A 14,277-nucleotide genomic window follows, 5' to 3' on the forward strand; every position below is an offset into this window, starting at 1 on the left:
GCACCGACGCCCGCGCCCGCGTACACGTCGAGCGCCGCGTCGACGCCGCCGCCCTGCGGGACCGGGTGCCCGGCCCGCCGCAGCGCGTTCTCGAGCGCGGCGAGCGTCGTCACGACGGTGTCCTTCCGGGCGTTGTAGCCCATGGTGCCGATCCGCCACACCCTGCCGTGCAGGGGCCCGAACGACGTGCCGATCTCGATCCCGTGGTCGTGCAGCATCGCGGAGCGGACGTCGTCGCCGTGCACGTCCGACGGGATCTCGACCGCGAGGACGTTGTGCATCCGGTGCGCGAGGTCGCCGAAGACCCGGAGCCCGAGCGCTTCGACTCCGGTGAGCATCGCGCGGCCGGCGAGTTCGTGGCGGGCGATGGCCTCGTCGACCCCCTCGTCGAGCAGGATGCGCGCGCACTCGTTCGCGGCGTAGAGCATCGAGGCGGCCTCGGTGTGGTGGTTCAGCCGGCGCGGGCCCCAGTAGTCGAGGATCATCGCGAGGTCGAGGTAGTTCGACCGGATGGGCTCGTCGGCCACCTCGTCGCCGGGTTCCCGGATGCCGGCCTCGACGCTCCGGCGGCCGCCGAGCACGTCGACTGCCCGGGCCGACAGCGACACCGGGGCGCTGCCGGACGGCCCGCCGAGGCACTTCTGCAGACCCGCGCTCACGGCGTCGATGCGCCAGGCATCGAGCTCGAGCGGGTTGCCGCCGATGGTCGCCGTCGCATCCGTGTAGAGCAGCACGCCGTGCCGGTCGCAGATCGCGCCGAGTTCGTCGAGCGGCTGGTTCATGGTGGTGGAGGTGTCGCCCTGCACGATCGCCAGGACCTTCGGCTTCGTCGCGGCGACGGCGGCTTCGATGGCGGACGGGGTGAACACCTGGCCCCACGTCGTCTCGATCGTGTGCACCTCGGCACCGGCCCGCCGGGCGATCTCCTCGAGCAGGTGCCCGAACCGTCCGAACACCGGGACGAGCACCCGGTCACCGGGTGCGAGCAGGGAGACGAGCACCGCCTCGATGCCGGCTCGCGAGGTCCCGTCGACGAGCACGGTGGCGTCGTTCCGGGTGCCGAACACCTGTCGGTAGAGCTCCTGCGTCTGGTTCATGGTGGCGGTCATCCACGGGTCGTACTGCCCGACGAGCGGGGTCGACAGGGCACGGAGCACGCGCGGGTCGGCGGTGATCGGGCCCGGCCCCATGAGGAGGCGGGCCGGCGGGTTGACGGGGTGGGACATCGGGGCCTTCCGGTTGGTGCTCAGCGCGACGGGTGGTGTTCAGCGCGACGGGTGGGACGGGCGCAACGGGTGGGAGGGGTTGGACAGGTGGGTCGGGAACGTGGCCGCCGCGGCGACGAGGTCCCGGTCGGTGTCGGGGCCGCCGACCAGGCAGACCCCGACCGGGGCGCCGCCGACCTGCAGCAGCGGCGCGCTCAGCGCCGGCAGGCCGCCGACACCGGCGACGGCGGTCATCCGGAGGGTCGCCCGCCGGGTGGCGAGGACGTCGGGTCCGGTAGCGGTCCGCAGCGGGGCGGGCCCGGGGACGGTCGGGAGGCACAACACGCCTCCGCCGACCGCGTCCCGGATCCTGGCGCGCAGTTCCGGCAACCGGGCGCGGGCGGTGTCCTCGTCCTCCGCGGTGACGGCGGCGGCGGCCGTGAACCGGGCGGCGACGTCCTCGCCGAGCGAACCGGGGTGCTCGCCGATCCAGCGTCCGTGGTTCCGCCAGGCTTCGGCGGCCTGGACGACCCGCAGCGTCTCGGCGAGGTCGTCGAGGTCCGGCAGGACAATCCGCCGCACCGGCCGGCCCGTGTCCGCGACCCAGGCGGCGAAGGCCCGCGCGGTGTCCGGTTCGGCGGCGTCGAGCAGGGCCTCCGCGACCAGGAGCGTGCCGTCGTCGACGTCCGTCGCCGTCTCGGACAGCGAGACCGTGGCGGCCGCGGTGAGCACGTCCGGGCTCCTCGCCAGCCACCCGACGGTGTCGAACGACTGCGCCAGGGGGAGCACGCCGTGCCGGGACACCGCGTCGTGCGTGGTGCGGAGCCCCCAGAGGCCCTGGTACGAGGCGGGGACCCGCAGGCTGCCCGCGGTGTCCGTCCCGAGTCCGAGGTCGGCCTGCCCGAGGGCGACCGCCGACGCCGGACCGGAGGTCGAGCCGCCGCCGATCCGGGTGCCGTCCGCACCGTTCGGGGGTGCGCCGAAGTGGGCGTTCCGGCCCGCGAGCGCGTACGCGAACTCGTCGGTGCCGGCGATCCCGGCGACGTCGGCGCCGGAGTCGAGCAGGGCCCGGAGCGCGGCGGCCGTCTCGGTGGCGGTCGGTGCCGAGCGCTCGTGTTCGGGGTTCCCGGCGCCGACGACCTGGCCGGCGATGTCGAACAGGTCCTTGACCGCCACCCGGACGCCCGCGAGCGGTCCGGCACCGGTGCCGTGGACGAGCGGGTCGCCGAGGACCCGCCAGATCGACCGGTCGAACGCCCGCGGCCGACCGGTGACGTGCGCGACCGCGATCCGCCAGACGCCGTCGGTCCGGCGCCAGAGCTGGGTCTGGAGTCCGCGCCCACCGCCCGCGAACGCCGACTCGCCGACGACGAGCACCGTGTCGCCACCGACCGGCCGGACCTCCACCGACGCGATGGTTCGCGGCGCGACCCCGCCACGACGGGTGCGGAAGGCGCTGATCGCGTCGTGGCCGCGGAGGAGCCCGGCGTCGTCGCCGCGGAGGGTCTCCGACCCCGGTTCGAACAGGGCGTCGAGCAGGTCGGTGTCGTCCCGCATCAGCGCCTCCTCGTAGGCCGTGAACGCCGCCTCGAGTCCGGCGGGCCAGCGGTCCCCGCCGCCGCCGGTCACGGTCCGACCTCGGCGAAGTCGGCCTTCCGCACCATGGCGTGCGACCCGCACACCAGGTCGACCACCTGGGAGATGCGGAAGTCCGTGGCGGCACTGAGGTACGCGTACGCGATGTGCTCGTCGACGCCCCACCGCGCCCGGAGCAGGGCGATGGCGGCCCGGACGCACCGCCGGACGGCCTCGTCGAGGTCCTGGTCGAGTCCGGTGGGCACGAGGTACTCGGCCGTCTCGGCGAGCGGACCGACGAGCTCCCCGAACCGGCGGAGGGCCGCCGTCCGCGGGACCAGGTCGAGACGGAGGGTCAGACGGAGCGAGGCCTCCATCGCGGTGAGTGCCACCTCGCCGTCGCCCTGCGCGAAGTGCGGGTCGCCGACGTACACGCCCGCTCCCGGCACGAACACGGGCAGGTGCAGCGTCGCCCCGGCCGTCAGCAGGGCGATGTCGACGTTGCCGCCGTACGTTCCCGGAGGCACCGAGTGCGCGCGGTCGTCGGAGTCGGGCGTGACCCCGACGATGCCGGGGAACGGCCGGAGCGGGAACGTGATGACGCGGGGGCCGCCCTCGACCGCGGGGAGCCGTCCGTGCGCCACCCCGTCCCGACTGACGACGTCGGCGAACACCGACACGCTCGTCTCGGCCCTGGGGAGCTCGCCGGGCAGGGCTCCGCGTCCGTGCCGGTTCGAGATGACGCCGTACGGCACCCGCGGATCCGCTGCGAGGACCGTCACGGACACGACGTCACCGGGTTCGGCCCCGTCGACGGCGATCGGACGCGAGACCACGTGCGGACCGTCCTCGGGGCCACGACGGAGCGACCGGGCGATGTCCACGGCGTCGACGAGCACGCCGTCGCGAGGGACACCGTGCCGGCCGAAGAACGCCACCGGGTCGCCGCCCTGGTCGTCGAGGATGCCCTCGTGGCTGACCGTGTCGACCGAGAGGACCGTCCCCGACGGCACCGTCAGCGCGGGATCGTCACGGCGCGAGGGCAGGCGGCCCCAGAGGACGTCGGACGGCGTCGACCCGAGGTGCGCGTCGGTCTGCCGCAGGAGCTCAGGCACGGGCGATCAGCTTCCCCTCGACGGCGGTGACGCCCGCGGTGGCGGAGGCGATGCGGCGGCCACGGAGGAAGGTGTCGGTGACGCGGCCACGTGCCTCCAGGCCGGCGTACGCGGAGACGGGGTTGCGGTGGGCGAGCGCGGCCACGTCGATCGTCTCGATCGCGTCCGGGTCGAACACGGCCAGGTGGGCGAGCGCGCCCGGCGCGATCCGTCCGCGGTCGCTGCTGCCGATGAGCGCCGCGGGCGCGGTCGTCACGGCGGGCAGGACCCGGTCGAGGGGGAGTCCGCGGCGGTGCGCCTCGGTCCACAGGGCACGGAAGCCGACCTGCAGCCCGGCGATGCCGCCCCACGCGAGTCCCCAGTCGTCGACCTTGAGGTCGGCGGTCGAGGGCGAGTGATCGGACACGACCATGTCGATGGTGCCGTCGAGGAGACCCTCCCAGAGGGCGTTCCGGTTCGCGTCGTCGCGGATCGGCGGGCAGCACTTGAACCGGGTCGCACCATCCGGGATGGCGGCGGCCTCGAACGTCAGGTAGTGCGGGCAGGTCTCGACCGTGATCGCGACGCCGTCGTCCTTCGCGGCGCGGATCATCGGCAGGGCGCCGGCGTCCGACAGGTGCAGCACGTGCACCCGGGCACCGGTCGCACGGGCGCCGTCGATGACCCGGGCGATCGCGGACCGTTCCGCGGTTGCGGGGCGGGTCTCGAGGAAGTCCTCGTAGCGGGACCCGAGCGCATCGTGGGGGAGCAGGTGGTCCGGGTCCTCGGCGTGCACGATGAGCAGCGCGCCGATCCTCGCGACCTCGGCGATCGCGCTCCGGAGCTGCTCCGCGCCGAGGTGCGGGAACTCGTCGACGCCCGACGGAGCCGTGAAGCACTTGAAGCCGAACACCCCGACGTCGTGCAACGCGTCGAGGGACCCGAGGCTGTCCGGGACGGCGCCGCCCCAGAAGCCGACGTCGACCGCGACGCGGCCCTCGGCGCTCGCACGCTTCGTCGCGAGCGCGTCGACCGTCGTCGTCGCCGGGATCGAGTTGAGCGGCATGTCGACGATGGTGGTGACGCCGCCCAGGGCCGCCGCGCGGGTGGCCGAGGCGAAGCCCTCCCACTGCGTCCGACCCGGCTCGTTCACGTGCACGTGCGTGTCGACGAGGCCGGGGAGCAGCACGTGGCCGTCCGGGACGGCGTGCTCCTGGAGGGCCTCCACCGCGGCGTCGACCGGCAGCAGGTCCGCGATGCGGCCGTCGCGGACGACGACGGCCGCGGGCCGGAAGCCGCCGTCGATCCAGGCTCGCCGCGCTCGGAACACGACGTCCGCCGGGGTGGCGATCGCGGTCGATGGTGCCAACGGGGAGACCTCCGGGTCGGGCGGGTGAGCGGGGTGTTCCGGGCTCATCTGCGACGCTAGGGAACGCGGTCGGTCCGGCCGTTTCGCCCGTGTAACGGTCGTGTGACGCCCGCGGCCGGTGAAACGCTCGTTCCGGAGCGTCGTCCCGCTCGCGCGTTCATCCCGGCCAGTGCTCGAGCGCCCACCCGCCGTCGGCCGTCCGCTCGTAGGCCAGGCGGTTGCTCGGTCCGTCCACGTCGCCCTGCCAGAACAGCATCCGGACCGGCGTGATCGCGTAGCCGACCCAGGTGTCCGGCGGTTCGAGGGCGTCGTCGCGTTCCTGCACGAACGCCGCCCACCGTTCCCGGCGGCGCGTGGTGGGCTCGGCGGCGAGCTCGTGGTCGTTGAGCCAGGCGAGCACCTGCAGGTACCGGGTGCGCGCGGCGAACGCGACCCGTGCCTCCTCGTCCGTCACCCGCCGGACGTCACCCGTGACGACGAGCTGCCGGGCGACCTCGGGCTGCAGGACGGTGACGGTGGCGCGGGGGTCGGCCGCCAGTTCCGCCGCCTTCCGGCTCCTGGTGTCGGTGTGGAAGTGCAGCCGCTCGCCGTCGAAGCGGGAGAGCAGGACGGTCCGGGCCGACGGGTAGCCGTCGAGTCCGACGGTCGACAGCGTGACGGTCGGGGTCAGTCCGGACTCCGGGGTGGGCAGCCAGTCCGCCGCCAGCGCGAACGGGTCGGTCACGCCGGCGGCCGCGGGTCGAAGCGGGCGATCTCGTGCAGTGACGCCACCGCCTCGGCGAGGGAGTGCTCCCACAGCGCGGCGCCGTACGACGCGCTCGCCCGGCTCGCGTCGCCGACGACCCCCGGTGTCCCGAAGTCGTCCGACAACCAGCCGAAGGACACCGGGCCGCCGTTGAACGCGATCTTCTCGAAGCCGGCCACGTGCTCGGGCACCCATCGCTCGGCGCGCGACATGTCGACCAGGTCGGGGCGGAGGTGCAGGATCATCGACGTCTCCGCCGCGCCGCCGTGGATGCCGAGGCCGAGCTCGTCGGCGTCCTCGCCGTCCGGACCGGGCAGCCGGGCGAGTGTCGGCATGAGGAACGTCTTCAGCTCGTACCGCTTCCGGATCTCCCGGAGCGCGACCTGCAGCAGGGCGACGTTGCCACCGTGCCCGTTCGCGAACACGAGTGTGCCGGCACCGGTGAGCGCGACAGCCCGACCGACCTGCACCACGGTGTCGAACATCGTCGCCGCGTCCAGCCACACCGTGCCCGGGGCCCAGCTGTGCTCGTCCGACTTCGTGAACGCCAGCGTCGGCAGCTGCCACACGTCGAGCCCCTCCGCGGCCGCCCGGTCCACCGCGGCACCCCCGATGTGGTCGGCGAGCAGGAAGTCGGTCAGGAGCGGCAGGTGCGGCCCGTGGTGCTCGACGGCACCGGTGGGCTGCACGACGATGGTGTCGGCGGTGAACCGCGCGGCGACGTCCGGTCCGGACAGCTCGGCGAGCTTCCGGGTCCCCGGCGTGCGCGCGGTGTCGTCGGTGACGCTCACTTGCCGAACCCCGGGACGCTCGGCTGTGCCGACGCGGTGGACCCGCCGGAGAGCACGAGCGACGGGTCGATGACGTGCCCCGGGTTGAGGAGCCCGACCGGGTCGGTGCGCCGCTTCAGCGCGAGCAGCTCCTCGACGCCGTGGTCGACGTAGTACTGGTGCGGGCTGTGCACCCGCACGCCGAGGTCGTCCAGCACGGGGTAACCGGCGTAGACGTCCTCGGCACCGGTGTACGGGGCGGTGAGCATGCCGATCGGGCCGACGTGCGCGGCCTCGATGTGCAGCATCCCGCCCGGGTACACGGCCTCGACCTCGGCGATCCGGTCGATGAGCGCTTCACCGCCGACCTCGACGTGGAAGTACTCCGTGTCCGCGGTGTTCCGCTTGAGCCACCAGATCGGGTGGTTGTAGGACAGCATCGAGACCTTCGTGGTCTGCTGCAGGCCCTCGCGGACGTCCTCGACGGTGCCGCCGGCCTCGGCGACGAGCGCCTGCGCCTCGTCGAGCGTGACCGCGTCGACGATGCCGCGGAGACTCGCCCGGCCCGCGACGATCGCCGCGTCCTTCGGCAACGTCGCGGCGACCTCGGCGCGGTCGGCACTCACCAGGCGCGGTGCCGGGGTCAGCCCGCGGAGGGTCCGGACCGCCGTGAGCGCTTCCTCGAAGGTCGGGAAGCTCGCGTACAGCGCACGCCAGTCCTGCAGCGGCTCCAGCCGGACCGTTGCGCGGGCGATGACACCGGCCGTGCCGTAGGTGTGCACGAACGGCTGGGCCTCGTCCCCCTCGACGTGCCGGAGCCCGTCCTCGCCGGGCAGCGCGATGTCGAGCGCGGTGACGAAGCCCTGCCAGTTCGACCCGTGCGAGATCGACCCCGTGCCGCCGGACCCGCCCGACAGGAACCCGCCGATCGTGGACTGCGCCGTCGACGGGTACATCCAGAGTTGCTGCCCCGCGCCCGCCGCGGCCTGCTCGAGCGCGACCATCGTCGCACCCGCCTCGGCGGTGATCCAGCCGTCCCCGACCTCGACGACGGCGCGCGCCCGCGAGGTGTCGAGCACGAGGCCGCCGTGCAGGGGGATGCCCTGTCCGTAGTTGCCGGTGCCCTTGCCGCGGGTGGTGACGGGCACGCCGTGGCGGACGGCGGCGGCGAGGGTGTCGGCGATCTCGTCGGCGCTCGCCGGTGACGCGACGAGGTCCGCGAGTCCGAGTGGCAGCTGCTCGGAGAGGATCGGGCTCATGGTCGCCTCGTCGACGGAGGCGCGCTCGCGGGTGCGCCGGTCGTCGCTGACGCCGCGCTCGCCGAGCAGGGCGAGGAGCTCGGCGCGGAGCGCGGCGAGCGCCTCCGTGGTGGCCGTGGGGGCGGTGGTGGTCATGCTGGCTCCAGTGGGGTGGGTGGTGCGGAGACGACGGACGGGAGGCGCGGGGCGGCGTCGGCCAGCGCCTCCCGTCCGGTGGGTGGGAGCGGCTAGTAGCCGAGCGAGATGCTCTTGTCGAGGAACTCGTTCGTGTAGAGGTCCCCGGCCTCGAGCCCGGACTTCACGTGTCCGCCGGACCCGTCGAAGATCGGCTTCGCCTTCTCGATGAAGTCCGTCACCCGCTGCTCGTCGAGGTCGCCGACGTACCCGTTCTCCCCGTCGGTCGCGATGCCGAGGTCCTTCATCTGCTTCGCCGCGAACGCGCCGACCTTGGAGTCGTACGCCCAGCCGTTGTTGTACTGCTTCACGAGCTGCGTGATGAGGTCGTTCGTCGCCGACGGGGACGCCAGGTAGTCCACGTCCGCCTGCTGCATCACGGGGACGAGCTTCTTCAGGCACGGCGAGAGCTTCTGCAGGTCGCCCGTGCGCACCGACATGGTCTCGGGGTACGGGTTCCAGCCGGTGCTCGAGATGAGCTTGTAGTCGACCTTCTTGCCCCAGGCCGCGACCTGGTTCTCGTAGATGTACGGCTCGGCGGTGGCGAAGCCCTGCTGGGCGTCGGTGCCGCCGGCGGAGACGAACTTCGACGGCGTGCCGTCGTAGCTGCCGTCGAGGACGCTCTTCGGCAGGGTGCCCGACTCCTGCAGGTACGTCATGTATGCGGCACCGTTGAAGTAGCGGACGACGCCCTTCTTCTTCTCGAGGTCCTTGCCGAGCTCCTTGATGCTGCTGACGTCCTTGTACTTCGACGGGTCGTACATGATGACCATCGGTGACTGGTCGTTCTCGGCGAAGACGGCCGTGGTGGGCAGGTTGCCGGAGAACTCGACCGCCTCGTCGGTGGAGACGTAGCCGAGGGTGATCGACTTGTCCTGGTACATCTGCGAGCTGACCGTCGAGTACCCGATCGCGGGGCCGCCGGCGCGGATCTCGAGCTTGACGCCGGTGGACTTGCCGTTGGCGTACAGATCGCCGCTCACCGTCTTCCCCGAGGCGTCGATCTTCGGGTTCGGGCCGAGCATCTGGTACAGGTGGCCGTGGTCGCCCTCGGGGTTCCAGTCGGTCTGGACCACGACGGTCGACGGACAGACGTCGGAGAGGTCGACGGCCGGCCCGGAGGCGCTGCTCGCCGCGGCGGTCGTGGTCGTGCTGCTGGAGGTGCCGCTCGCGCAGCCGGTGAGGGCGAGCGCGGTGACGCCGAGCGCTGCGGTGGCGATGCCCAGTCGGGTCGTGGTGCGCATGGATGCTCCGTTCGTGGTGCTGGTCGCGTGGTGCAGGGGTGTGGGAGGGGCGGGAGGTCGTGCGGGTCAGGGGTGACGGCGCGCTCGTGGGCGCACCGGTCGGCGCGGGTCAGCCGAAGTCGTGCCAGCGGCCGACGGCGAGGCGACCGATCAGGCCGAAGACGAGGAACACGGCGACGCCGTAGAGCGAGGCGATGATGATGGTCGCGTAGAGCTCGGGCCCCATCAGCCGCGAGGCGGTGACCTGGATCAGGACGCCGAGCCCGGGGTTGCCACGCTGGAAGAACTGGTCGCCGACGATCGCGCCGATCACCGACAGCCCCGCCGAGGTGCGGAGCCCGACGAAGATCGACGGCAGCGCCGCGGGGATCTGGAGCTTGAGGAGCTGGGCGCCGCGTCCGGCCCGTTGCAGCTGGAAGAGCTCGCGCTGCGCACGGTCGGCGGACTGCAGGCCGAACAGGGTGTTCGACACCATCGGGAACAGGGCGATCATCACGGTGACGATGACCCGGCTGACGAACTCGTAGCCGAACAGGGCGCCGATGAGCGGGACGAGCGCCAGGATCGGGACGCACTGCAGCACCACGGCGTAGGGGTACAGCGAGTTCTCCAGCCACTTCGCCTGGGTCATGAGCATCGCCCAGAGGACGCCGATGACGATCGCGATGGCGAGCCCGGTCAGGGACACGAGGGTGGTCCGGCCGAGCGCCGTCCACAGGTCGCTGTCGAACGTCGTCGGTGTTCCGTCCATCCCGGTGTCCCACACGATCGCCTTGAGGACGAGGTGCGGGTACGGCACGAGGAAGGCGAGGCTCCGGACGTGGTCGTAGTAGGCGGCGGCGGCGTACCAGACGCCGACGAGCAGCGCGAAGACCACGACGGGCTGCCACCAGGTGACCGACCGTCGGGTGCGGGGCGTGGCGCGGCGGGCGGCGGCGCGGGCCGCCCGGGTCTCGGCGACCTCCTGCAACGTGGCCATCAGCGGTGTCCTTCCCGGAGTGCGTGGGAGACCTCGCCGACGAGCTCGGCGAACTCGGGGGTGAAGCGGATGTCGGGGTCCCGCGGCATCGGGAACGGCACGTCGAACCGGCCGACGATGCTGCCCGGTCGGCCGGACATCACGATGACCTCGGTGGACAGGTAGACGGCCTCGGACACCGAGTGCGTGATGAAGAGCCCGGCGAACTGCTGCTCCACGAAGAGCCGGAGGAGTTCGTCGTTGAGGCGTTCCCGGGTGATCTCGTCGAGGGCGCCGAACGGCTCGTCGAACAGGAACAGCTCGGGGTCGAGGGTCAGCGACCGGGCGAGCGAGACGCGCATGCGCATGCCGCCGGAGAGCTGCTTCGGCAGGTTCGACTCGAACCCGCCGAGCCCGACGAGGTCGATCGCGTGCGCTGCCTTCGCCGCGCGCTCGGCCTTCGGCATGTGCCCGAGCTCCGCGAGGAGCTCGACGTTGCCCTGCACGGAGCGCCACGGCAGGAGGGTGGCGTCCTGGAAGACGTAGCCGATCCGGTCGGCGGCGACGCCGGCGGAACCGTCGGACGCCGTCTCGAGGCCGGAGGCGATCCGGAGCAGCGTCGACTTGCCGCAGCCGGAGGGGCCGACGACCGAGACGAACTGTCCGCGGTCCACGGTCAGGTCGACGCCCTGCAGGGCGATCGTGCCGTTCGGGAAGGTCATCTCGACGTTCCGGAAGTCGAGCAGCGTGTCCGTCGCGGTGACGGGGGCTGGTGCTGTGGTGGTCACGGCTACCTCGTGTTCTCGTGCGCGGGGGCGGAGCGGGGGGTGTTCTCGGATGCTGGGGCGGTTCCTCGGGACGGGACGGGGTTCGGGGCGGCCACGGTGCGCTGGACCTCGGTGGCGGCGACGAGCCGGCCCGCGGCGACGACGAGTCGCCCGGCCGGGGCGTTGGCGATCGCGTCGGTGACCCCGGTCGCGTCCACCGCCACGAAGTCGGCTCGCGCACCCGGTACCGCACCGGCGGCGGGCAGGCCCATCACGCTCCGCGCGCCGTCGCTCACCAGGCCGTACGCTTCGTCGGGCGTCAGGTGGCCGGCGGTGACGAGGAGGGACGCGGTCTCGAAGGCGTCGGACCGCCCGACCGGGTTGAACGGGTCGCGGACGTTGTCCGCGCCGGCCGCCACCCGGACACCGGCGTCCAGGAGTGCCCGGAGGGTGGTGAGCCCGCGCGGGGTCGCGACCGGGTGCTGCCAGCCCTGCAGGTACAGGTTCGTGATCGGCAGCGTGATGACGCCGACGTCCGCGGCGAGCACGTCCGCGACGACCTCGGCGAGGCGCCCGGGCTGCAACGTGCCGAGGCGGACGCAGTGCCCGGCGGAGTACTGCCGGTCGCGGGGCCAGTCCCGGACCGACCGGGCGTAGTGGTCGAGGGTGACCGGACCGTCGAGGCTCTCGTCGGCGTGCAGGTCGACGCCGAGCCCGCGGCGACGGGCGATCGCGAGCAGGCGGTCGACGTCCGCGTTCGGGTCGTCGGCGAGGTGCGGTGCGCCGCCGACGAGGTCGACGCCGAGGTCGAGGACCGCCTCGACGTGCTCGTCCGGCGCGTGCGGTCCGGCGAGGGCGACGAGTTCGAGGTCCATCAGCCCGGCGAGTTCGGCCCGGACCTGCACGAGGGCGCGGGCGCCGCGGGTGGCCTCGTCCACCGTGGCGTCACCGTGACCGCTCAGGACGTCGACGTGGGTCCGCACCGCGGTCGTCCCGGCGGCGAGCATGGCGAGCGCCTGCGCCCGAGCGCGGTCGGCGATGTCCTCGACGGTCATCGTCGCGGCGTGCTCGGCCCAGGCCGCGATCGCGGAGCCGAGGTCGCCGAGCGGCGGTCGGATGACGTCGGCGCTGAGGGCCTTGTCGAGGTGCGCGTGCGGTTCGGCCGGCGCCGTGAGGAGCAGGCGGCCGTCGAGGTCGAGGGTCCGCTCGGGGGAGGCGTGGAGCGTGCCGACGGCGGCGACCCGGGTGACCGTGCCGTCGGCGATCGCGACGTCGACGAGGCGGCCGTCGGGCAGCAGCGCAGCCCGGAGCAGGTCGAGGGACCGGGGCAGTGTGCCGAGCATGGTGGCCTCCGATCGTGTGTGAGAATGTTGATCGCATCAACATTGCCGATGCTAGGGCGGCCGTGTTTCCCGGCCGTTTCGGCCTGATTGCCATGTGTGACACCGACCCCCGACCGGAACAGACCACCGCGTCTGCAACGACAGGAGCGCAGTGACCAGCGACCTCATCGAGTCCGACAGCAGCGCGTCCGATCGCATCGTCGACGGGCAGTCGCGACGCATCGGCGAGCACATCCGGGCCCTCCGCCGGGCCCGTTCCCTCACGCTCGTGCAGCTCGCCGAGCTGACCGGCCTCTCGCACCCGTTCCTCAGCCAGGTCGAGCGGGGCCACTCCCGCGCGAGCATGGTCTCGCTCGAGAAGATCGCCGGCGCGCTGTCCACCAGCCAGGTGGAACTCCTGGCCGCCGGTGCTGCACAGACCCGGGAACCCGACGACCGCCGCCCCGAGGTCCTCCGTGCCGGGGAAGGCGCCCGCGGGCCGTTCTCCAGCGGCGAGGCGCGCCTGCTCGTGCACGGCGGCGCGCACGCCTTCGAGCCGCTGGAGTGGGTGGGCGAGAACACCGACCTCGGCCCGTACTTCGAGCACCACGAGGACGAGTTCCTCTACGTGCTCGGCGGTGCCGTGCTGCTCGACCTCGGCGGCGACGAGGCCGAGGCCGGGGTGCTGCGCCTCGGCCCCGGCGACTCGGCGTACTACCGCGGTGGCACGCCGCACCGGTGGTGCAGTCCCGACGGCAGCCGGTTCCACCTGGTCGTCGTCAAGGAGACCCCGCGGACCGGAGCGACGTCGTGACCGGGATGGTGTCCGACCCCGGGGCGCGGCGACCGATGCGCATCGCCGACCGGCAGCGGGTGGCCGAGGACGTCGTCGTGCTCGACCTCGCTCCCGTCGACGGCACCGCGCTGCCGGACTGGGAGCCCGGCGCGCACCTCGACCTCGAGATCGCGCCGGGTCTCGAACGGCAGTACTCGCTCGTGACCACCACCGCCGACGGGCACTGGCGGGTCGCCGTCCTCCGCGAGTCCGAGGGGCGTGGTGGTTCGACCGCCGTGCACGACACGCTCCGCATCGGCCACGAGGTCGTCGTCGGCGGGCCTCGGAACCACTTCGGGTTCGACCCGGGCCGGCCCGCGGTGTTCGTCGCCGGCGGGATCGGCATCACCCCGATCGCCGCGATGATCGATGCGGCGGAAGCGGCCGGTACCCCGTGGGAGCTCCACTACGCCGGACGCAGCCGGGACCGGATGGCGTTCGCCGCCGAACTGGTCGCCGCGTACGGGGACCGCGTCCGACTCGCCGTCGCGGACGAGGGCGGGCGCCTCGACGTCGCGGCACTCCTGGCCGAACCGCGCGACGCGGTCACCTACTGCTGCGGTCCGCGGCGCCTGATGGACGCGGTCGAGCAGGCGGCGGCGCACTGGCCGGCCGGCAGCGTGCGGGTCGAGCGGTTCGAGGCGGCCGAGGGCGTCGACGCGCCCGGGGAAGCGTTCGAGGTGGAGCTCGCCCTGTCCGGCACGACCGTGACCGTCCCGGCCGACCGGACGCTCCTCGAGGTGGTCGAGGACGCCGGCGTGTTCGTGCTGTCCTCCTGCCGCGAGGGGACGTGCGGCACGTGCGAGACACCGGTGCTCGAGGGGCGGATCGACCACCGCGACACCGTGCTCAGTCCCGCCGAACAGGCCGACGACCGCACCATGATGATCTGCGTCTCCCGGGCACGCGGCGACTGTCCCCGGATCGTCCTGGAGCTGTGACGCGTCGGACGGGAGGCGC

Annotated in this window: 13 protein-coding genes; 2 read left to right on the forward strand and 11 right to left on the reverse strand. The window is 73.2% G+C overall.

The window, feature by feature from the left end:
* The 11 genes from HP507_RS14740 to HP507_RS14790 all read right to left on the reverse strand — a co-directional run.
* Positions 1-1,226: pyridoxal-phosphate-dependent aminotransferase family protein (locus tag HP507_RS14740; protein WP_175352554.1), on the reverse strand; the 1,226-nt coding region annotated here is incomplete at its 3' end.
* A gap of 39 nt (positions 1,227-1,265) precedes the next feature.
* On the reverse strand, positions 1,266-2,834 hold the full coding sequence (locus tag HP507_RS14745) for an AtzH-like domain-containing protein (protein ID WP_217508841.1): 1,569 nt from the start codon (positions 2,832-2,834) through the stop codon (positions 1,266-1,268).
* A complete protein-coding gene (locus HP507_RS14750) occupies positions 2,831-3,895 on the reverse strand; it encodes an acetamidase/formamidase family protein (protein ID WP_175352555.1) in 1,065 nt (354 codons plus the stop codon). The genes HP507_RS14745 and HP507_RS14750 overlap by 4 nt, the downstream gene beginning before the upstream one ends.
* Positions 3,888-5,291 carry an allantoinase AllB gene (gene allB / locus HP507_RS14755; protein WP_175352556.1) on the reverse strand — a complete coding sequence of 468 codons (1,404 nt, stop codon included), beginning with the start codon at positions 5,289-5,291 and terminating at the stop codon, positions 3,888-3,890. The genes HP507_RS14750 and allB overlap by 8 nt, the downstream gene beginning before the upstream one ends.
* Positions 5,292-5,400: 109 nt before the next feature.
* The gene (locus HP507_RS14760) at positions 5,401-5,967 is read right to left on the reverse strand and encodes a pyridoxine/pyridoxamine 5'-phosphate oxidase (protein ID WP_175352557.1); all 567 of its coding nucleotides are present in this window, start codon (positions 5,965-5,967) and stop codon (positions 5,401-5,403) included.
* Entirely contained in the window at positions 5,964-6,779 is an 816-nt protein-coding gene (locus HP507_RS14765) for a creatininase family protein (RefSeq protein ID WP_175352558.1), read from the reverse strand. The genes HP507_RS14760 and HP507_RS14765 overlap by 4 nt, the downstream gene beginning before the upstream one ends.
* A complete protein-coding gene (locus HP507_RS14770) occupies positions 6,776-8,152 on the reverse strand; it encodes an FAD-binding oxidoreductase (RefSeq protein WP_175352559.1) in 1,377 nt (458 codons plus the stop codon). The genes HP507_RS14765 and HP507_RS14770 overlap by 4 nt, the downstream gene beginning before the upstream one ends.
* Positions 8,153-8,244: 92 nt before the next feature.
* Positions 8,245-9,435 carry a substrate-binding domain-containing protein gene (locus HP507_RS14775; protein ID WP_175352560.1) on the reverse strand — a complete coding sequence of 397 codons (1,191 nt, stop codon included), beginning with the start codon at positions 9,433-9,435 and terminating at the stop codon, positions 8,245-8,247.
* Between the two features lie 109 nt (positions 9,436-9,544).
* The gene (locus tag HP507_RS14780) at positions 9,545-10,414 is read right to left on the reverse strand and encodes an ABC transporter permease (protein ID WP_175352561.1); all 870 of its coding nucleotides are present in this window, start codon (positions 10,412-10,414) and stop codon (positions 9,545-9,547) included.
* A complete protein-coding gene (locus HP507_RS14785; RefSeq protein WP_271207262.1) occupies positions 10,414-11,181 on the reverse strand; it encodes an ABC transporter ATP-binding protein in 768 nt (255 codons plus the stop codon). The genes HP507_RS14780 and HP507_RS14785 overlap by 1 nt, the downstream gene beginning before the upstream one ends.
* 2 nt (positions 11,182-11,183) lie before the next feature.
* Complete coding sequence (locus tag HP507_RS14790) at positions 11,184-12,503, reverse strand: amidohydrolase family protein (RefSeq protein WP_175352562.1); 1,320 nt, start codon at positions 12,501-12,503, stop codon at positions 11,184-11,186.
* A 151-nt stretch (positions 12,504-12,654) separates the two neighbouring features.
* On the opposite strand from HP507_RS14790, the gene HP507_RS18460 reads away from it, so the two are divergent.
* Positions 12,655-13,296 (forward strand): helix-turn-helix domain-containing protein, encoded by a 642-nt coding sequence (locus HP507_RS18460; RefSeq protein ID WP_175352563.1) that lies wholly within the window; start codon positions 12,655-12,657, stop codon positions 13,294-13,296.
* A 5-nt stretch (positions 13,297-13,301) separates the two neighbouring features.
* On the forward strand, positions 13,302-14,258 hold the full coding sequence (locus tag HP507_RS14800; RefSeq protein ID WP_175352814.1) for a PDR/VanB family oxidoreductase: 957 nt from the start codon (positions 13,302-13,304) through the stop codon (positions 14,256-14,258).
* The last annotated feature ends 19 nt before the right edge of the window (positions 14,259-14,277 follow it).

Source organism: Curtobacterium pusillum (assembly GCF_013359865.1).
GTDB lineage: Bacteria > Actinomycetota > Actinomycetes > Actinomycetales > Microbacteriaceae > Curtobacterium > Curtobacterium pusillum.

Excerpts from the sequence above, each read along its gene's own strand:
- HP507_RS14775 (WP_175352560.1), bottom strand. The coding sequence starts at position 9,435 with ATGCGCACCACGACCCGACTGGGCATCGCCACCGCAGCGCTCGGCGTC.
- HP507_RS14790 (WP_175352562.1), bottom strand. The coding sequence starts at position 12,503 with ATGCTCGGCACACTGCCCCGGTCCCTCGACCTGCTCCGGGCTGCGCTG.
- HP507_RS14780 (WP_175352561.1), bottom strand. The coding sequence starts at position 10,414 with ATGGCCACGTTGCAGGAGGTCGCCGAGACCCGGGCGGCCCGCGCCGCC.
- HP507_RS14770 (WP_175352559.1), bottom strand. The coding sequence starts at position 8,152 with ATGACCACCACCGCCCCCACGGCCACCACGGAGGCGCTCGCCGCGCTC.
- HP507_RS14800 (WP_175352814.1), top strand. The coding sequence starts at position 13,302 with ATGGTGTCCGACCCCGGGGCGCGGCGACCGATGCGCATCGCCGACCGG.
- allB (WP_175352556.1), bottom strand. The coding sequence starts at position 5,291 with ATGAGCCCGGAACACCCCGCTCACCCGCCCGACCCGGAGGTCTCCCCG.